The sequence below is a fragment of the Frigoribacterium sp. 9N genome (assembly GCF_902506305.1).
In the GTDB taxonomy this organism is placed as follows: Bacteria; Actinomycetota; Actinomycetes; order Actinomycetales; family Microbacteriaceae; genus Frigoribacterium.
In genome coordinates this window covers 1,481,679-1,499,459 of the sequence record NZ_LR733392.1, presented here as the reverse complement: position 1 = coordinate 1,499,459, position 17,781 = coordinate 1,481,679, and the positions used below count along the sequence as shown (strand labels likewise).

Sequence of the window (17,781 nt, the reverse complement as noted above, 5' to 3'; positions counted from 1 at the left end):
CATCACCACCTACCCCCTAAGGAACACGTGACAGCCACCCCTCGTGCCATCGAGCTGCTGCAGATCGCCGCACGCGCGGCCGACGACAAGCAGGCCGACGACCTCGTCGCCCTCGACGTGTCCGGCCCCCTGCCCCTGACCGACGTGTTCCTGCTGGCCACCGGCCGCAGCGAACGCAACGTGGTCGCCATCGCCGGCGAGATCGAGGACAAGATGCTCGAGGCCGGCGTCAAGACCCTCCGCCGTGAGGGTCGTGCCGAGGGCCGCTGGGTCCTGCTCGACTTCGGTGACGTCGTCGCCCACGTCTTCCACGACGAGGACCGTCAGTACTACGCCCTCGAGCGCCTCTGGAGCGACTGCCCGACCATCCCGCTCGACGTGCTGACCGAGTCGGCCACCGCTCCGGCCGAGGTCGCAGCCGACGCACCGGCCGAGGCCTAGCCTCCCCGCGCCTCCTGGGCCCCGCCGTGTCGGCGGGGCCTCATGACATGCCGCTCACCTCCCGAGGTGAGCGGCATGTCGTGTCTTCTCGGCCGCGCTCGAGCAGGGTCGAGGGCGGGTGAACGTGCGCGGTCGAAAAGTGTAGTAATGTAGACGAGTTGCTTCGGACGGGGTGAAAACCTCCGAAGGGCAACAGTTCTGGGTCTGTGGCGCAGCTGGTAGCGCACCTGCATGGCATGCAGGGGGTCAGGGGTTCGAGTCCCCTCAGATCCACCAGAACCACCGAAAGCCCCTCCTCGCGAGGGGCTTTCGTCGTTGTCGGGCCGTCTGTTCGAAGGCCATGGCCCCGAAGCCGCCACGAAGTAAACACTCCGCCACGAGATGTCGTGGCGGAGTGTTTACTTCGTGGCGGGTCGCGCGGGTCGTGCCCTCACGCCGACGGGCACAAGAGGCGCAGGAGGCGCGGGTCGCGTCAGACGCGGGCGCGCAGCTCCGCCGACGCCCGGGCCGCGCCCTCGGCGAGCAGACCCTGGTCCGCGTGGACGAGCTCGCCGTCCGCCACGACCGCGTCGCCGCCGACCCAGAGCCGGGCCAGCGGCGGCATCGAGGCGAGCCCCAGGGCGGCCACCGGGTCGGCGATGCCCGCGAACTCGACCCCGTCGACGCGCCAGAGGGCGAGGTCGGCGAGCTTCCCGACCTCGATCGAGCCGAGGTCCGCGTCGCGTCCGAGCACGCGGGCACCGCCGATCGTCGCCAGGCGCAGGCCCTGCCGGACCGAGAACGCGTCCGCCCCGGAGCGCAGGCGCCCGAAGAGCACCGCCTGCCGGATCTCGGTGCCGAGCTGGCCGGACTCGTTCGACGCGGCACCGTCGACCCCGAGCCCGACGGGCGCCCCCGCGCGCAGCAACGACGCGATCGGGGCGATGCCCGCGGCGAGACGACCGTTCGACGACGGGCAGTGCGCCACACCTGTCCCCGTCGCGGCGAACCGTCCGATCGCGTGGTCGTCGAGGTGGACGCAGTGGGCCATCCAGACGTCGTCGCCGAGCCAGCCGAGGTCCTCCAGGTACTGGGTCGGCGTGCGGCCGAACCGCTCGAGGCAGAACGCGTCCTCCTCGACGGTCTCGGAGCCGTGGGTGTGCAGCCGGACTCCGAGCTGCCGCCCGAGGACGGCGGCCTCGCGCAGCAGGTCGGGCGTCACCGAGAACGGCGAGCAGGGCGCGATCGCGATCTGGACCCGGGCGTCGCCGGACGGGTCGTGGAACCGCGCCACCGCCTCCTGGCTGGCGCGCAGCGCGGCGTCCGTGGTCTCGACGGCGAAGTCCGGGGGCAGGCCGCCCCGCGACCGACCGAGGTCCATCGAGCCGCGCGTGGCGTGCAGACGGACGCCGACGGTCGCGGCGGCCCGGACGATGCCGCCCACCAGGTCGCCGGCACCGGCCGGGAAGACGTAGTGGTGGTCGCCGACGGTCGTGCACCCCGACCGGGCGAGCACGGCGATCGCGGCGGCGGCCCCGGCCTCGACGAGCGGCTCGTCGATGCGCGCCCAGGTCGGGTAGAGCGCGACGAGCCAGTCGAACAGGATGGAGTCCTGCGCGATGCCACGGGTCAGCCATTGGTAGAGGTGGTGGTGCGTGTTGACCAGGCCGGGGGTCAGCAGGTGTCCCCGGCCGTCGACGCGTTCGACCGGCATCGCCGCGGCGTCCGGCCCGGCTGGCTCAGAAGCAGGCCCGCCCGGCCCGGGAGCCGACCCGGCCGCCGGGCCGGGCGGGGTCAGCCCGGCGGTGCACCACGCGGGGGCGGGTCCCGGCCCGACGGCGACGATGCGCGATCCGTCGACGACGACGTGCCCGCCGGCGTGCTCGGTGTCGTGGGCGTCGACCGTCGCGACGTGGGCGCCCTCGACGACCAGACGGCGGATGGGCGGGGTCACGCCGCCAGCCACGCCGCGATCTCGCCGGCCGCCTGCTCCTTGAGTCCGTCGCTCGCCCCCGAGCACTCGATCGAGCTCAGGGCGCATGCGGCGAGCTGCTCGTCGGACAGACCGAGGGTGGTCCGGGCCAGCTCGTACTCGGCCAGCACGCCCGGCCCGAACAGGATGGGGTCGTCGGCGTTGATCGAGCACCGCACGCCGGCCTCGACGAGGCGCTTCAGCGGGTGGTCCTCGATGGTGGGGATCACCGAGAGCAGCACGTTCGAGGTGAGGCACACGTCGAGGCAGACGCCCTCGGCGGCCAGTCGGGCCATCAGCGGTTCGCTCTGTACGGCCGTCACGCCGTGCAGCACACGGTCGGCACCGAGGACGTCCAGCGCCTCCTCGATCTGGTCCGGGCCGGCGAGCTCGCCGGCGTGCGGCGTCGAGAGCAGGCCCGCGTGCTTGGCGATGCGGAACGCCTCCTCGTAGCGCGCGGCCGGGTTGCCGCGTTCGTCGTTGGCGAGGCCGAGCGAGACGACGCCGCGGTCGGCGTAGGCGGCGGCCAGGTGGGCCAGCTCGTTCGCGGCCTCGACGCTCTCGGTGCGGTCGACCGTGATCATCAGGCCGACCTCGACGCCCCACCGCTCGCCGCTCTCGGCGCAGGCCGCGAGCATCGCCCGCAGCGAGGCGTCGAGGGACCCGAAGGTGGCGACGTAGAACTGCGGGCTCGCCCCGAACTCGACGTAGGCGACGCCCTCGACGGCGCAGTCCTCGACCGCCTCGTCGATCAGGCGGAAGAGGTTCTCCCTCTCGGCCAGGACCACGAGCATGCCCTGGTACGTCGCACTGAACTCGCTGAAGTCGCCGAAGCTGGTCGGCATCGGCACGACGACGCCCGACGCCGCCGCCATGTCGGCCAGCGAGTCGGGGCGGATCGCCGCCTCCATGTGCAGGTGCAGGTGGCCCTTGGGCAGGGCGCGCAGGTCGCGCACGACGGCGCCGGCGGGTGAGGGGGCGGCAGCCGAGGAGGCGCGGGTCGCGTCGGCGGGGGAGGTGGTGGTCACGAGCGGGCTCCGTGGATCAGGGCGTCGACGAACGACGGGAGGAAGAGGTCGGTGTGGACGGCGGTGACCGCCGTCGTGGGGGTCGACGGGTCACCGGTCGGTACGGGGCCGTCCGGGTGCCAGTCGACCTCGGCGCCGTCGGCCGTGCGCAGCACCCGGCCGCGGGTCGCGAAGCCGTCGTTCGTGATGCCGACGGGGCCGGTGACGCTGTCGGCGATCCACTCGGGGTGGACCATCAGCGCGGCGGCGAGTCCGTCGTGCACGGGGCTGACGCGGCGGCCCCAGGCGTTCCGGTAGAAGTCCAGGTAGGTCGCCAGGACGTCGGCGGCGAACGTGCCGGTCGGCGTGCCCGAGTCCCGGAGCGCCGCGACGTGCGACTCGTCGGTGATCACCTGCGACGTCGCGTTCACGCCGACCATGAGGCGCGAGGTCGCCGGGGCGGCGAAGACCTCCCGCGCGGCCACGCCGTCGTTCTGCACGTTCGCGTCGACCATGTCCGTGCGGCCGAGGGGAGGGAACGGCCCGCTGCCGCCCATGATCGTCACCGACCGGAAGAGGGTCAGGAGGCGCGGCTCGGCCCTCAGCGCCAGGGCCACGTTGGTCAGCGGCCCGAGGGTGAGCAGGTCGATCTCGCCCGGGGACTCCCGGGCGACCTCGACGAGGCGTCCGGCCGCCGGGGTGTCGAGCAGCACGCGCGGGAGCGGCCGGTCGGCGACGACGTCACCGAGACCGTCGTGACCGTGGACGTAGTGCGCGATGTGCGCCTCCGCCTCGAGGGGGCCCTCCGCGCCCCGGGCGACCGGGACGTCCTCGAGCCCGACGAGCCGCAGCACGTGTCCGACGTTCCGCAGGGCGTCGTCGACGGCGCAGTTGCCGTAGACGGCGGTGATGCCGACGATCTCGACGTCGGGTTGTGCGGCGAGCCAGAGCAGCGCGAGGGCGTCGTCGATGCCGGTGTCGGTGTCGACCAGCACGCGGCGCGTCACGAGGCGGTCGCCTTGCCGGCGTTGGGGCCCCACTTCGCGAGCACCGCCGTCTCGACGAACGTCGTGACCGTGTAGAGCACGATCGAGACGAGGGTGATCAGCACGACGATCGCCCAGATCTCGCCGTACTGCGACTGCGACTTGGCGGCCGTGATGGCGGCGCCGAGGCCCTCGTAGGTGAACAGCCACTCGTAGAGCATCGCGCCGGTGATGGCTCCCGGCACGGCGATGCGCATCGAGGCGAAGAAGTACGGCAGGGCGGTGGGGAACGCGACCTTGCGCATGATCGTCCACCGGCTCCCGCCGTAGACCCGGATGAGGTCGACCGACTGGGCGCTGACCGAGCGGAAGCCGAGGGTCAGGTTCACCAACAGCGGGAAGAACACGACCACCCCGCCGATGAAGCCGGCGGTGACGATGCCGTTGCCCAGCACGAGGTAGATCACGGGCGCCATCGCGAGCAGCGGGACGGTGCGCAGCAGCATGGCGATCGGCATGAACATGAACTCGACCGGGCGGATCAGGGTGAACACGATCGCCACGACGAGGGACCCGCCGACGCCGAAGACGAAGCCGATCGCGGCGTGCCACAGGGTCACGCCGAGCAGGCCGGCGATGTGCACGCGGTTCTCGGCGGCCGTGGTCCGACTGAGTTCGGAGTCGACGAAGAACCAACGGAACACGTCGGCCGGGGTCTTCGCGATGAACGCGTTGGCCTGCAGCACGACGATGGCGAGGTTCCACAGGATGCCGAGGATGATCGCCGAGATCGCGATCGTCAGCACGGTGCGGCCGATGCGCCGCAGGACGAACCGGGCGGTCGAGGAGGCGCTGGTCGAGACCGCGGGGGCGGTGACGCGGGTGCCGGTGCCCGTGGGCAGGGTCGTGGCCATCAGAACCCCTCTCCGGCGCGGCTGTCGCCCGCCGACCAGGGCGTGACCAGTCGGCTGATCCGCCCGATGACGAAGTAGGCGATCCCGGCGATGCCGCCCGAGATCAGGGCCAGCGCCCAGAGCTTGACCGACGCCGCCGTGGCCTGCGCCGCGAGCAGCAGGATGCCGAGGCCCTGGTCGACGCCGATGAGGAAGTACTCGCCGAGCACCGCCCCGAGGAACGCCGCGGGTGCCGCCAGCTTCAGCGCCGCGAGGATGCTGGGGAGGGCGGCGATCAGACGGACCTTGACCAGCTGCGTCCAGCGCGAGCCGCCGTAGGCCGTGATCACGTCGAGCTGGGTCTCGCTCGCGGCCCGCAGGCCGAGCAGGGTGCCGATGACGGTGGTGAAGATCACGCTGAGCGCGGCCAGGAAGATCGACGTCGTCCGGCCGCCGGCGGGCGACATGAGCGTGACGATCGGCGCGATCGCCGTCAGCGGGATGCACGAGCAGACCACCGCGAGCTGGGTCGAGAGGCCCTCGAACCACGGCACGAGCAGCACGGCGAAGGCCAACGCGAACGCGATGAGGTTGCCCCAGAGGAAGCCCCACGCCGCGCTGCCGGCGGTCGCGCCGATGGCGCGCCAGTAGACGAGGTCGCTGAGGTCGGTGACGAGCTGGACGAGCACCTGGCCGGGTGGGGGCACCGAGCCCGTCACCGAGAAGAGCGTGACGGCCACGACCTGCCAGATCGCGACGATGAGCACGATGCCGACGAGGGCGCCGACCCACGGCGGGGCAGCGGCCATCGAGCCGAGCACCGACCGTCGCTCGCGACCCCGGATGGTCTCGGCCTGGAGCGCCACGCTCTGGCCCAGCTCCGCCTCGACCTCGCGCTCGGCCGTCTCGCGGGGCGACGTGTGCAGGTCAGTCATCGGCGGCCGCCCCGTGCGAGCCGAACAGGATCTCGGAGATGCGGTCGACGTACGCGTGGAACTCAGGCGTGCGGGTCAGCTCGGGCAGGCGCGGTCGGGGCAGGTCGATCTCGACCACCTCGGCGATGCGGCCGGGCCGGGCGCTCATCACGGCGACGACGTCGGACAGGAACACGGCCTCGGCGATGCCGTGCGTCACCATGAGCGTCGTGGCGGGCTTCTCGCCCCAGATGCGCAGCAGCTCCACGTTCATGCGCTGCCGCGTCATGTCGTCGAGCGCGCCGAAGGGCTCGTCGAGCAGCATGATGGTCGGCTGCACGGCGAGGCAGCGGGCGATCGAGACGCGCTGGCGCATGCCGCCCGACAGCTGCGCCGGCTTGGCCTTCTCGAAGCCCTTCAGGCCGACGAGGTCGATCAGGTCGTCGATCAGGCCGGCCGGGGGAGTCAGCCCGGCGACTTCGAGCGGCAAGCGGATGTTGTTCTCGACGCTGCGCCAGGGCAGCAGGGCCGAGTCCTGGAACGCGATGCCCGTCTCGTGCCCGCGCTGCACCTCGGCCGCGGTCTTGCCGTTGATCACGACGCTGCCCGAGGTGGGCGTCTCGAGCCCCGCCAGGATGCGCAGGATGGTCGACTTGCCGCAGCCCGAGGGGCCGAGCAGGCTGAGGAACGAGTCCTTCTTCGTGCCCAGGTCGATCTGCGTCAGGGCCTGCACGCTCTTCCGGCCGAGCTGGAACGACTTGGTCAGCCCCTGGATGTTGATGCCCGTGGCGAGTTCGGGTCGGCCGGCGGGGTCGCCCGTGGCCGTCGTGAGCGGCACCGTGGTGCGCGCGGTCGTGGTGCCGTCCGTCATGGTCATGCCGTGGGGATCTCGAAGGTCGTGACGAGGTCGGGGTTCTCCTCGTAGACCTCCTTGATGATGCTGAGGTCGAAGAGGTCGTCGGCCGACACGTCGGTGCCCATGGCCTTGAGCGAGGCGATGTTCTCGGCGACCAGCTCGTCGGTCATCGTGAACAGGCCGTTGGCGTTGACGTCCTCGGTGAGGATCAGCGTGTTCTGCGCCTCGGCCTCGGCCGTCTGCTCCTCGACGTCGAGGTCCTGGTCCTTGCCGTACTTCTCGGCGGCGTACTTCGCGCTCTGCTCCGGGTCCTTCACCGCGTCGGTCCAGCCCTTGATCTCGGCGACCAGGAAGGCCTTGAGCATGTCGCGCTCGTTGTCGATGGTGTCCTGCGTGACGGTGAAGGTCTCGGCGACGAACGGCAGCCCGTTGTCGGCGAAGCCGAGCACGACCGGGGTGAAGCCGTCCATCTCGGCGAGGATCGGCTCGTTCGTGATGTACGACATGTGCGCGTCGTAGGCGTTCGTCTCGAGCGGGGCGATGTCGTACTGCGTGGCGACGAGTTCGACGTCGTCCAGCGTCATGTCGTTGGCCTTGAGGAAGCCCTCGAAGATCGTCTGGTTGCCGCCGGACTGCACGCCGATCTTCTTGCCCTTGAGGTCGGCCAGGGTGCGGATCGGCTCTCCCTCCTCGAGCGAGAGCAGGCAGAACGGGTTCTTCTGGAACGTCGTGCCGATGATCTTGAGGGCGGCGCCCTGCGCGACCGAGGGGCCGGTGAGCGAGGCCGACGACAACCCGACCTTGGCCTGCCCGGCGAGCAGCGCCTCCTCGGCTCCGGTCTGCCCGCCGCCCGCGAGCAGCGTGACCTCGCTGAAGCCGGCGTCGGTGTAGTAGCCCTTCTCCGTGGCGAAGTACTCGCCCGCGAACTCGATGTTCTTGATCCACGAGAGCTGGACGGCGATGGTGCCGAACGACCCGCCGGACGCGGCCCCGCCGGTCGCCGCGCCCGTCCCGGCCGACGAGTCGGTGCAGGCGGCGAGCAGGGCGGTCGTGCCGACGACGAGGGCGGCCGACCCGCCCAGGCGCAGGAACCCGCGGCGGTCGAGGGAGGTGGAGCGGAACGCGGGAGGAACGGAGAGAGGGCTCATGGGGGAACTCCTGAGGTTCGTTCGGGTGAGGTGTCGAAAAGCTAGACCCGGACTGTTTCATCGTCGTTTCGGTCGTGTTGCCGTCGTCGCCGACCTCGCGAGACGTTAGTTTCGGGGTCATGGCCACGCGTGAGTCGTCCGACAAGAGGGCCGAACTGCTCGAGCGCGTCGTCGACCACGTGCTCGAGAACGGCGTCGGCCAGCTCACCCTGCGCGCCCTCGCGACGGCGGTCGGCTCGAACAACCGCATGCTGCTGTACTACTTCGGCAGCCGCGAAGAACTGGTCGTCACGGCGCTGCACGGGGCCGAACGGCGGTTCCCGGGCATCGTCGGGGTCGTGGACCACCTGGCCGGGCCGGACCTGCCGCTCGACCAGCGCCTCCTCGCCGTCTGGCGGACGGTGTCCGATCCCGTCAACCAGCCCTTCAACCGACTGTTCTTCGAGGTGTTCGGCCTCGCGAGCTTCGATCGCGAGCGCTACGCCTCGCTGCTCGGCGACATCGGCTCCGAGTGGGTGGGTCAGGTGGCGGCCGCGTACCGCGCCGAGGGCGTCGAGGAGGCGCGGGCCGAGTCGCTCGCGCACGAGACGGTCGCGCTCTGGCGCGGTCTCCAGGCGACGCTGCTCAGCGCCGGGGCGAGCGCGGCCGTCGACCGCGCGGCCGTCGACGCGACCGCGGCGCTCGTCGCCCGCGTCCGCGCCGCCGCCGTCCCCGCCTGAGAGGAGTCCCGTGTTAAGACCTTGTTTCGGGGCTGGACTCTGGGTGAACCGTCCGGTTCACTGACGGCATGAAGCAGATCCGTCTCGGTGTGTTCGAAGTCGCCGGCCCCCAGGTCGGCGGCACCCTCAGCTGGTCCCACCCGCGCAGCGACTCGCTCGGCTACCACGGGCTCGACCTGTGGATCGGCATGGCGAAGCTGCTCGACGCGGCCGGCTTCGACTTCTTGTTCTTCGCCGACGGGTTCGGCTACCCGTCGGTCGACGGCGACCTGCCCGAGACCGCGGCGCGGGGCGGCATCAACTTCCCCGGCATGGACCCGGCCCTGCTGATCCCGACCCTGGCCCGCGAGACCGAACGCCTCGGCTTCGTCGTCACCTCGTCGACCGGCCTCGACCACCCCGTGCAGTCGGCCCGCCGCTTCGCCACGCTCGACCACCTGACGGGCGGCCGCATCGGCTGGAACATCGTCACGGGCGCCTCGCAGAACACCGTCGCCGAGCTGTTCGGCCACGACCAGATGCGGGGCCACGACGCCCGCTACGACCAGGCCGACGAGTACGTCGACCTGGCGATGACGCTCTGGGAGGGCTGCTGGGAGGACGGCGCGTTCCGCGGCGACGCCGAGGCGGGCGTCCTCGCCGACCGAGACCGGATCCACCGGGTCGAGTTCGCCGGTGAGCACTTCCGGTCGTCCGGCTACTTCACGGTCGCCCCGTCGCCGCAGCGGACGCCCGTCCTGTTCCAGGCCGGCACGTCCGACCGGGGGCGCGCCTACGCCGCGCGCAACGCCGAGTGCGTCTTCGTGCAGGGCACGACGGTGCCGAAGACGGCCGGGAACGTCGCCGACATCCGCGCGAAGGCGGCCGCCCTCGGCCGCGACCCCGAGTCGGTCAAGATCATGGTCGGGCTGACCGTCACGGTGGCCCCGACCCACGACGAGGCCGTCGCGCTGCGGAAGGAGTTTGACGACCTCCAGACCGACGAGGTCGTCGCCGTCCTCTACGCGGGCAACACGGGCATCGACCTGCTCTCGCTCGACCCGTCCCGCGACCTGACGCAGCTGCAGGACGACGGAGGCCCGGTCGGGCAGATGGGTCAGAGCAACATCGACCGGTTCCTGCCGAAGGACGGTTCGCCGGCCCCGACCGTGCGCGAGATCCTCGACGACCTGCGAGGCAAGGGCACCCGGGGGCTCCAGCTGGTCGGCGACCCCGTCGAGGTCGCGGACGAGCTCGAGCGGCTCGTCGACGAGACCGACCTCGACGGATTCCTGATCGAGCCGATCTTCGGCACGGCCGACCTGGCCGACTTCGCCGACCTCGTCGTGCCCGAACTGCGTCGCCGCGGCCGGATGCCGGCCGAGCCGGCCACGGGCACGCTGCGGGAGCAGATGCTCGGCCGTCCCGGCGCACACCTCTCGGCCGACCACCCGGGTGCCCGCTTCGCGGTGGTGCCGGCGACGGTCTGACGCCGGCCCGGACGCCGCCGCCGCCGATCCCGCGACGGATGGCGCGCCTCCTCGGGGGCCGTGTTCCGGAGGCGCGGGGCGCTCAGGGCGTGCGGCTGGTCGGGGGAGGCGCGGCTCGGCTCAGGAGGCGCGTCCCGCCCAGGCGCGGATCGCCGGGTACAGCTCGGGCAGCGTCGCCGCGCGATGCGTCGGCCGGGCGTCCACGGAGGGGAACCGCTCGACCAACGCGGTCGGCGAACCCTGGGCGGCGGCCGGTTCGAGGTCGTTCGGCCAGATGTCGCCCACGCTGAGCAGACGGTCGGGGCGGCCGGCGAGACCCGCGTCGGCGCGGAGCCGGTCGAGCACGGCGGGCAGCCCGGACGGTTTGCGCGCGTTGGTGACGATCTCGTCGACGCGGTCGGCGAGGCCCAGTCGTTCGAGGGGCTGGACGACGCCGTGCTCGGGGGAGTTCGTCACGAGCACGACGCGCACGCCGTCGGGCAGCGAGTCGAGCAGTTCGGCGAGCCCGTCCGGCGCCTCGATCTCGAGACGGCCGTCCGCGAGGGCCGCCCGGGCCCCGGCGTAGGCGGCCGAGCGGGCCGTGTCGGCGACGCCGAGGGCGCGCGAGACCCGCTCGGCGACGACGTAGCCGTCGGGCGACCCGTCGGCCTCGGCCAGCGCGGCCTCGACCCCGGCGGGTTCGTCGGCGAGCGGGCTGCCGACGAACCGGGCCAGCACCGCTTCGACCAGCCGGGGTGGGTGCCGCTCGTCGGTCGCCGTGAGGGCCTCGTCCAGGAGGCGCGCGTAGGTCAGGACGGCGCCGTCGCCCAGGCAGACGGTCCCGTCGAAGTCGAGCACGAGGACGTGGGTGGTGGTCATCCGTCGATCCTGCCCCACGTGACCGACACCCGAACGTGGACGGGACCGAAGTGCGGCCGGTGGGACTGGGAGCGGGCCAAGGAATGCTGTGGGCCGTCTGTGCATTCCCTCCGCGTCGACGCGGGCGCGATAGAACGGGAGCATGAGCAACGAGCAGGACACCACGCCCACCCCCGACGACCGCCCCCGCCCCGCGTACGGCGAGTACGCACCGCAGTCCGCCGGACAGCAGCCGGCAGGCGACCAGGGTCGGCAGGCCGGGCAGGCCCCGGGCCCGTCGGGCATCGTGCCGGGTCAGGGCGACCAGTCGGGTGCGCCGTACGGCCAGCCCGGCTACGGCCAGCCCGGGCCGCAGGCCACGCCGACGACGGGCACCCCGGGCCCCGGCGGCATCGGCGCCTTCGCGGGTGCGGGTTACCCCCAGGTGCTCGCGTCGTTCACGAAGTACGAGGACGCCCAGTCGGCCGTCGACCTCTTGTCGGACGAGGGCTTCCCCGTCGAGAGCGTGTCCATCGTCGGGCACGACATCCGGACCGTCGAGAACGTGTCGGGTCGGCTGACCTCGGGCAAGGCCGCGGGACGCGGTGCCGGTGGCGGAGCGTGGTTCGGCCTGCTGCTCGGCTTGCTCTTCGGCATCTTCGCCCCGTCGGATGCCTGGATCGGCGTGCTGCTCGTCGCCGTCGGCCTCGGTGCGCTGTGGGGAGCGCTGTGGGGCTTCGTCGGCCACAAGATGCTGCGTGGTCGTCGCGACTTCTCGTCGGTCCGCACCATGGAGGCCGGTCGGTACGAGGTGCTGGTCCGTGGCGAACTCGCCGCCCGGGCGCACCAGACGCTGGCGCAGGGTCGCAAGGTCGCCTGAGCGACGCCACCCGCGCCTCCTCGGTTCCGCCGTTCCGCGCCCGCCCCGTTCGTCGGGGCGGGCGCGGTCGCGTCTCCGTCCGCCGTGGCCCTGTCGTTGGGGCACCAATCGTTGGTAGACTAACCATCATGACGAGACCCGAGCGGCACCACGACCACGGCAGCAGGTTCGGCGACCTGGTCGAGCGCATGAACGCCCGACTGCGTCCCTACATCGGCGGCGCGCAGCTGGGGTTGAAGAACGAGGCGCCGGCGGTGGCCCCCCAGCACGGTGGCGCCTGCCCGCTCTGCGGCGCCCCGATGGACGAGCACGTCGTCGACCGCACGGGCGTCCGCACCATGGTGCACTGCCCGGCGCCGCGGGCATGAGCGCCGCCGGCGCCGATCCGCTCGAACTCGAGAGCCAGATCTGCTTCGCGCTCTCGGTCGCCTCGCGGGGCGTCGTGGCGGCCTACCGTCCGGTGCTCGAGCCGCTGGGGCTGACGCACCCGCAGTACCTCGTCATGCTGGCCCTCTGGCAGCACGCACCGCTGTCGGGTCGTGAGCTCAGCCGTCTGCTGCGTCTCGACCCGGGCACGCTCAGTCCGCTGCTCAAGCGGCTCGAGGCCCAGGGCATGCTCACCCGAGCGCGCCGGGCCGACGACGAGCGCGCGCTGTCGATCGAGCTGACCCCGGCCGGTGCCGCGTCGAGGCGTGAGGCCGAGAGCATCCCCTCCCGCATGATGGCGCGGCTCGGGGTGACGCCCGACGAGCTCGTCGTGCTGCACCGCACGATGACGAAGCTCATCGCGGCCGCCGACGCCGAGGGCGACTGACCCCCCTCGCCCCCGCCGTGCCTCAGCGCAGCGGCGCGGGGACGCTCGCCGAGCGCGACCACACGACGTCGACGGTGCGCCCGAGGACGCGGGTCGCGATCTCGCCCGCCAGCGCCTCGCGGAAGTGCGACGCGGCCCGCTCGTCCGAGACCACGACGTCGACCCGCAGACCGGCGAGCTCGTCGGTCACCAGGGCGGGACCGTCGGCGAAGCGCACGAGGTACTGGTGGTCCGTGACGGGGACGTTCTCGTAGTGGTCGCGGAGGCTCTTCTCGAGCAGGCGGACCGAGTGGATTCCGTCCTTCGGCTTGACGAGGGCGCTGAGCGAGATCATGCGTCGATGCTCCACCCCGGGGGCGACCGGTGCGTGAACGGGACGTGACGGGCGCCTGTGCGTCCACCGCGCCTCCTCGGTGAGTCGGCCGTACGCGCCGATGGCGCGGCCGGGACCGGGCGGGAGGCTGTCGCCGAGCAACGGCCACGGCCGGGCGGTCGGGGCCGATCAGACGGCGGGGGAGCCGCCCGACTCGGCCACGAACTCGTCGACGGTCGTGTCGATCAGCCGCCACGAGCGCGAGAAGGCCTCGTCGGCGTCGCCGGCCCGGATCGCGAGGGCGAGGTCGAGGTGCAGTCCGGCCGCCGCGGGCGTGTACTCGGTGATGGTGAAGCGGCGTTCTTCGGTCCGGGTGCGCAGCAGGGCCTCGACGGTGGACGCGAAGTGGCCGATGACGTCGTTGCCCGAGCCGCGCAGCACGGCGGTGTGGAACGCGACGTCGGCCTCGAGGTAGGCGCGGCCGTCACCGGACGCGGCGGCGGCGACCATGGTGCGGGCGGCGTCCTCGACGGCGGAGGCCTGGTCGGGGGTGAAGGCGAGCGCGCTCAGTCGGGCCGCGACCGGCTCGAGCCCGAGCCGCAGCTCGAGCAGTTCGCGCATCTGGACGAAGTACTCGGGACTGCGGCCGCGCCAGAGGATGATCTGCGGGTTCATGAGGTCCCACGAGGTGCGGGGGAGCACCTGCGTGCCGATGCGCTGACGCGGCTCGACCATGCCGAGCGACTGCAGCACGCGCAGGGCCTCGCGCAGCACCGAGCGGGACACCGTGAAGCGGACGGCCAGGTCGTCGAGGTTCAGGATGGAGCCCACGGTCAGTCGACCGTCGACGATCTCGCTTCCGAGGACGTCGACCACCCGGGCGTGCAGGCCGCGTTCTCGTGATGCTGCCAGGCCGGGGGTCATCGACGACTCCTTGATCGAGGGGGGTGGGCAGGCAGGTGGCGGGGTGGTGCCGACTGTGGCACACTCCATAAGTCTGATTATTCACACTAATCAGGTTCGTCCGTGGGACAAGACTGCCAGACATCCGTCCGGCGCCGACGGACGACAACCCCCCCGGGCTCCGGCCCACGACGAAGAGGTCGCAGTGAAGCGTCCTCGGAAGGACGCGACGGAATGCACCTCCTCGCAGCGGCCACGGCCGCCCCCACGCCCTCGGGCACCGACGCGCAGTTGATCATCGCGGCCCTCGTGGGCATCGTCGTGATCGTCGGCCTCATCACCTGGCTCAAGGTCCACCCCTTCCTGGCGCTGCTGCTCGGCGCCGTCGGGGTCGGCATCGGCGCCGGCCTCGCTCCGGGCGACGCCGTCACGAGCTTCGGCACGGGCTTCGGATCGACCATGACGAGCGTCGGCATCCTGATCGGGCTCGGCGCGATGTTCGGCAAGCTGCTCAGCGACTCGGGCGGAGCGGACCGCATCGTCGACACCCTCATCTCGCGCTCGTCGCAGAAGGCGCTGCCCTGGGTGATGGCCCTGATCGGCGCGCTGATCGGCCTGCCGATGTTCTTCGAGGTCGGCCTCGTGCTGCTGATCCCCGTTATCGTGCTCGTCGCCCGCCGGTCGGGCCTGCCGCTCATGCGCATCGCGATCCCGGCGCTCGCCGGCCTCTCGGCGATGCACGCCCTCGTGCCCCCGCACCCCGGCCCGCTGCTCGCCGTCTCGACCGTGGGCGCCGACCTCGGCCTGACGCTCGGCCTCGGCGTGCTCGTCGCGATCCCCACCGTGATCGTCGCCGGCCCGCTGTTCTCAAAGCTCGCCGCGAAGTGGGCGCCCGTGCCGGTCCCCGACCTCTTCGTCTCGAAGGAAGAGGACGGCGGCGAGGGCTCGGCCCGCAGGCGCCCCAGCTTCGTCAACGCCCTGATCGGCATCCTGTTGCCCGTCGTGCTCATGCTCGCGCGCTCGATCCGCGAGGCGGCGCTGCCCACGGCGACCGGCACCTGGGTCGACCTTCTCGAGTTCCTCGGGACGCCGATGGTCGCGTTGACCGTCGCCGTGCTCTACGCGATGGTCTTCTACGCCCGCGCCGGGGGCATGGACAAGGCCGCCGTGTCGAAGACGCTCGGTTCGTCGCTGCCCGACGTCGCCGGCATCCTGCTCATCGTCGGCGCCGGTGGCGGGTTCAAACAGGTCCTGATCGACACGGGCATCGGGACCGTGATCGGTGACGCGGTGTCGGAGTCGGGCGTGAGCGTCCTGCTCGTCGCCTGGGTGGTCGCGGCGCTCGTCCGCGTCGCCACCGGGTCGGCCACCGTCGCCACGGTCACGGCCGCCGGCATCATGGCCCCGCTCGCCGCCGACATGTCGACCCCCGAGGCGTCGTTGCTGGTGCTCGCCATCGGTGCGGGTTCGGTCTTCCTGTCGCACGTGAACGACGCCGGCTTCTGGCTGATCAAGGAGTACCTCGGCACCACGGTCGGCCAGAACTTCAGGACCTGGAGCCTGATGGAGTGCGTCCTCAGCCTCACGGCCCTCGCCGGGGTCATGCTCGCGAGCGTGTTCATCTGATGACCGTCCTCGAGAACGGGGACCGCGCCTCCTCGGCTGCCGCGCCGGATGCGGGAGGCGCGGTGCCGGCGGGCGGTCCGTACGCCGCCGACCCCGTGCTCGTCGTCATGGGCGTGTCGGGTTCGGGCAAGTCGACCGTCGCGGCCCTGCTCGCCGAGCGGCTCGGCTGGGACTCGTACGAGGGCGACGACCTGCATCCCGACGAGAACGTCGAGAAGATGGCGGCCGGCACCCCGCTCGACGACGACGACCGGGCACCCTGGCTCGACACGGTCTCGTCCTGGATCGTCGAACACGCCCTGGCAGGTGTGCCCGGCGTGATCGCCTGCTCGGCACTGAAACGGAAGTACCGCGACGTGCTGCGCGAGCACAACGTCGTCTTCGTCTACCTGCGCGGCAGCCGCGACCTGCTCGGCGACCGGATGGCCGCCCGCGAGGGCCACTTCATGCCGACCGCCCTGCTCGACTCGCAGGTCGCGACGCTCGAACCGCCCGAGGCCGACGAGCGGCACGTCGTGGTCGACGCCGGCCGGTCGCCCGAGGACGAGGCCGACGACGTCATCCGGGCGCTGGGGCTGACGCCGGTCGCCTGACCCGGGCCGCGCCTCCGTCCCTCCTGCCGGTGCCGTGACCGGGGCCCGAGTGGGCAGGAGATGCTGGTCACGGGGTGGGTGACGGCATCTTCCGCCCACTCGACGGTCCGACGCGTTCACCGGGTGGACGCCCGCGGTTCGCCGGGCCGCCACCCGCCGTGCCTAGGGTCGTGGCGTGCACCGGAGGCCGGGTGCGAGGGGTGGGGGACGATGTCGAGGGCGACGCAGGCGGGGCGGCCGCGGGTCGACCCGATGCGTCCCGTGCTCGACGGCCGCGACGTGTGCCTCGACCCGCCGGCGTCGGCACAGGTCTGGCTCGGCACCGGGGTCGGAAGCGGACACGGCTTCAGCGAGATCGCCGTGCCCGGGGTGCGCCTCGCGCGCGGGGACGCCCTGGTCGCCGTCGAGCTCACGGCCGTCCGCCTCGACGTGGTGCGCTCCCTCGGCGATCGGGGGGCGGCGTGCCTGCCCGTGGTGCCGGGCGGCTCGGCGGTCGGGCAGGTCGTCGAGGCCGACGAGCACGCCCGCGCCCACGACGGCCGACGGCTGCGGCCCGGCATGCGCGTCGTCTGGTCCGGCACGGTGGCGTGCGGTCGGTGCGTCCCGTGTCATCGGGGTCTGACCTCGGCCTGCGTCTCGGGGGAGCGGTACGGCGAGGAGCGCACGCGGCGCAGCTGGCAGTTGTCCGGCACGGTCGCGAGCCACGTGCACCTGCGCCGGGGGACCACCGTGGTGGTCGTCGCCGACGACGTGCCCGCGGCCGTGCTCGCCCCGGTGGCGGGCGTGACCGCGACGGCCGCGGAGGTGCTGCACCGCGCCTCCTCGGTGCTCGGACTCTCGGGGGTGCCGTCACTCGCGGGCCAGGTCGTCGTCGTGTCGGGGGCGGGTGCCGTCGGACTGGTCGCGACGGCGATGGCCACGGACGCCGGGGCGCGCGTCGTGGTCGTCGACCCCGAGGAGGCGCGGCGCGAGAGGTCGCGCGCGTTCGGCGCCGTCGCCGTGGCCGACCCCGGGGCGGCGACCGGGCCGCACGCCCTGTCTCGCGTGCTCGCGTCGGTCGACCGGTCGGGGCGTCACCGCACGGTGGGGCTCGCCTTCGACGGGGTCGCGGCGGCGTCGGCCCTGGTCGAGCGGGTGGCCGTCGGGGGAGTCGTGGTGCTGGCGGGGGCGGCAGCGCGCGGCGGGGAGGTCGGCGCGAGCGGTGCCCGACTGGTCGAGGGGCTCGTCACGGTCGGCGGCGTGCGCGAGGCGGAGCCGGAGCGTCTCGACTCGTCCGTGGCGTGGGCGACCGAGGCGTGGCGACGGTGGCCGCTGGAGTCGCTCGTGGGCGGGACGATCCCGCTGGCGGAGGTGGGCACGGTGCTCGTCGCGGCGGACGTGGACGACCGCCTGGTCGGGGTCGAGCCCAGGTAGGCCACAGGGTGGGGCCGG

The 17,781-nt window shown here is 72.6% G+C and carries 19 protein-coding genes and 1 tRNA gene; 10 read left to right on the top strand and 10 right to left on the bottom strand.

Translation table 11 applies throughout. From position 1 onward, the window contains the following. Positions 1 to 27 precede the first annotated feature (27 nt). Together rsfS and ARTHRO9V_RS10050 are read left to right on the top strand one after the other, a co-directional pair. On the top strand, positions 28 to 441 hold the full coding sequence (rsfS, locus tag ARTHRO9V_RS10055) for a ribosome silencing factor (RefSeq protein WP_055973644.1): 414 nt from the start codon (positions 28 to 30) through the stop codon (positions 439 to 441). Between the two features lie 200 nt (positions 442 to 641). Further along, a tRNA-Ala gene (locus tag ARTHRO9V_RS10050) sits at positions 642 to 717 on the top strand. Positions 718 to 913: 196 nt separating this feature from the next. On the opposite strand, the gene ARTHRO9V_RS10045 is transcribed toward ARTHRO9V_RS10050, so the two are convergent. The 7 genes from ARTHRO9V_RS10045 to ARTHRO9V_RS10015 are packed head-to-tail and all read right to left on the bottom strand — an operon-like array spanning position 914 to position 8,196. Further along, positions 914 to 2,374: an 8-oxoguanine deaminase gene (locus ARTHRO9V_RS10045; RefSeq protein WP_199736392.1), complete on the bottom strand. Its 1,461-nt coding sequence runs from the start codon at positions 2,372 to 2,374 to the stop codon at positions 914 to 916. Beyond that, complete coding sequence (gene add / locus ARTHRO9V_RS10040; RefSeq protein ID WP_199736390.1) at positions 2,371 to 3,420, bottom strand: adenosine deaminase; 1,050 nt, start codon at positions 3,418 to 3,420, stop codon at positions 2,371 to 2,373. Before add ends, ARTHRO9V_RS10045 begins: the two co-directional genes overlap by 4 nt. Then, positions 3,417 to 4,406: a nucleoside hydrolase gene (locus tag ARTHRO9V_RS10035; RefSeq protein WP_159826898.1), complete on the bottom strand. Its 990-nt coding sequence runs from the start codon at positions 4,404 to 4,406 to the stop codon at positions 3,417 to 3,419. The genes add and ARTHRO9V_RS10035 overlap by 4 nt, the downstream gene beginning before the upstream one ends. Next, entirely contained in the window at positions 4,403 to 5,299 is an 897-nt protein-coding gene (locus ARTHRO9V_RS10030; protein ID WP_159826896.1) for an ABC transporter permease, read from the bottom strand. The genes ARTHRO9V_RS10035 and ARTHRO9V_RS10030 overlap by 4 nt, the downstream gene beginning before the upstream one ends. After that, positions 5,299 to 6,213, bottom strand: a complete 915-nt coding sequence (locus tag ARTHRO9V_RS10025) for an ABC transporter permease (protein WP_201298931.1) — start codon at positions 6,211 to 6,213, stop codon at positions 5,299 to 5,301. The genes ARTHRO9V_RS10030 and ARTHRO9V_RS10025 overlap by 1 nt, the downstream gene beginning before the upstream one ends. Then, positions 6,206 to 7,069, bottom strand: a complete 864-nt coding sequence (locus ARTHRO9V_RS10020) for an ABC transporter ATP-binding protein (protein WP_159826894.1) — start codon at positions 7,067 to 7,069, stop codon at positions 6,206 to 6,208. The genes ARTHRO9V_RS10025 and ARTHRO9V_RS10020 overlap by 8 nt, the downstream gene beginning before the upstream one ends. Further along, positions 7,066 to 8,196 (bottom strand): ABC transporter substrate-binding protein, encoded by a 1,131-nt coding sequence (locus ARTHRO9V_RS10015; RefSeq protein ID WP_056048287.1) that lies wholly within the window; start codon positions 8,194 to 8,196, stop codon positions 7,066 to 7,068. Before ARTHRO9V_RS10015 ends, ARTHRO9V_RS10020 begins: the two co-directional genes overlap by 4 nt. Before the next feature lie 119 nt (positions 8,197 to 8,315). On the opposite strand from ARTHRO9V_RS10015, the gene ARTHRO9V_RS10010 reads away from it, so the two are divergent. Continuing rightward, positions 8,316 to 8,915 (top strand): TetR/AcrR family transcriptional regulator, encoded by a 600-nt coding sequence (locus ARTHRO9V_RS10010; RefSeq protein ID WP_056048284.1) that lies wholly within the window; start codon positions 8,316 to 8,318, stop codon positions 8,913 to 8,915. A 68-nt stretch (positions 8,916 to 8,983) separates the two neighbouring features. After that, entirely contained in the window at positions 8,984 to 10,384 is a 1,401-nt protein-coding gene (locus ARTHRO9V_RS10005) for an NtaA/DmoA family FMN-dependent monooxygenase (protein ID WP_159826892.1), read from the top strand. A 120-nt stretch (positions 10,385 to 10,504) separates the two neighbouring features. Here ARTHRO9V_RS10005 and ARTHRO9V_RS10000 read toward each other — a convergent pair whose 3' ends face one another. Then, positions 10,505 to 11,242, bottom strand: a complete 738-nt coding sequence (locus ARTHRO9V_RS10000; RefSeq protein WP_159826890.1) for an HAD family hydrolase — start codon at positions 11,240 to 11,242, stop codon at positions 10,505 to 10,507. A 142-nt stretch (positions 11,243 to 11,384) separates the two neighbouring features. Between ARTHRO9V_RS10000 and ARTHRO9V_RS09995 the strand changes: the two genes are divergently transcribed. The 3 genes from ARTHRO9V_RS09995 to ARTHRO9V_RS09985 all read left to right on the top strand — a co-directional run bounded on the left by ARTHRO9V_RS09995 (position 11,385) and on the right by ARTHRO9V_RS09985 (position 12,915). Further along, positions 11,385 to 12,101, top strand: coding sequence for a general stress protein (locus ARTHRO9V_RS09995; RefSeq protein WP_236557020.1), 717 nt, complete (start codon positions 11,385 to 11,387; stop codon positions 12,099 to 12,101). Between the two features lie 128 nt (positions 12,102 to 12,229). After that, the gene (locus tag ARTHRO9V_RS09990) at positions 12,230 to 12,469 is read left to right on the top strand and encodes a hypothetical protein (RefSeq protein ID WP_123520256.1); all 240 of its coding nucleotides are present in this window, start codon (positions 12,230 to 12,232) and stop codon (positions 12,467 to 12,469) included. Further along, on the top strand, positions 12,466 to 12,915 hold the full coding sequence (locus tag ARTHRO9V_RS09985) for a MarR family winged helix-turn-helix transcriptional regulator (protein ID WP_159826888.1): 450 nt from the start codon (positions 12,466 to 12,468) through the stop codon (positions 12,913 to 12,915). The genes ARTHRO9V_RS09990 and ARTHRO9V_RS09985 overlap by 4 nt, the downstream gene beginning before the upstream one ends. Before the next feature lie 22 nt (positions 12,916 to 12,937). Here the strand turns inward: ARTHRO9V_RS09985 and ARTHRO9V_RS09980 are convergent, their stop codons facing one another. Together ARTHRO9V_RS09980 and ARTHRO9V_RS09975 are read right to left on the bottom strand one after the other, a co-directional pair. Continuing rightward, positions 12,938 to 13,249, bottom strand: coding sequence for a hypothetical protein (locus ARTHRO9V_RS09980; RefSeq protein WP_056048270.1), 312 nt, complete (start codon positions 13,247 to 13,249; stop codon positions 12,938 to 12,940). A 168-nt stretch (positions 13,250 to 13,417) separates the two neighbouring features. Further along, positions 13,418 to 14,152, bottom strand: coding sequence for a FadR/GntR family transcriptional regulator (locus ARTHRO9V_RS09975; protein ID WP_159826886.1), 735 nt, complete (start codon positions 14,150 to 14,152; stop codon positions 13,418 to 13,420). Between the two features lie 213 nt (positions 14,153 to 14,365). Here ARTHRO9V_RS09975 and ARTHRO9V_RS09970 point away from each other — a divergent pair, with 213 nt between their 5' ends. The 3 genes from ARTHRO9V_RS09970 (at position 14,366) to ARTHRO9V_RS09960 (ending at position 17,763) form a co-directional block, all read left to right on the top strand. Next, positions 14,366 to 15,757 carry a GntP family permease gene (locus ARTHRO9V_RS09970; protein ID WP_159826884.1) on the top strand — a complete coding sequence of 464 codons (1,392 nt, stop codon included), beginning with the start codon at positions 14,366 to 14,368 and terminating at the stop codon, positions 15,755 to 15,757. Then, positions 15,757 to 16,350: a gluconokinase gene (locus ARTHRO9V_RS09965; RefSeq protein WP_159826882.1), complete on the top strand. Its 594-nt coding sequence runs from the start codon at positions 15,757 to 15,759 to the stop codon at positions 16,348 to 16,350. The genes ARTHRO9V_RS09970 and ARTHRO9V_RS09965 overlap by 1 nt, the downstream gene beginning before the upstream one ends. 252 nt (positions 16,351 to 16,602) lie before the next feature. After that, the gene (locus ARTHRO9V_RS09960; RefSeq protein ID WP_236557019.1) at positions 16,603 to 17,763 is read left to right on the top strand and encodes a zinc-binding dehydrogenase; all 1,161 of its coding nucleotides are present in this window, start codon (positions 16,603 to 16,605) and stop codon (positions 17,761 to 17,763) included. Positions 17,764 to 17,781: the final 18 nt, after the last annotated feature.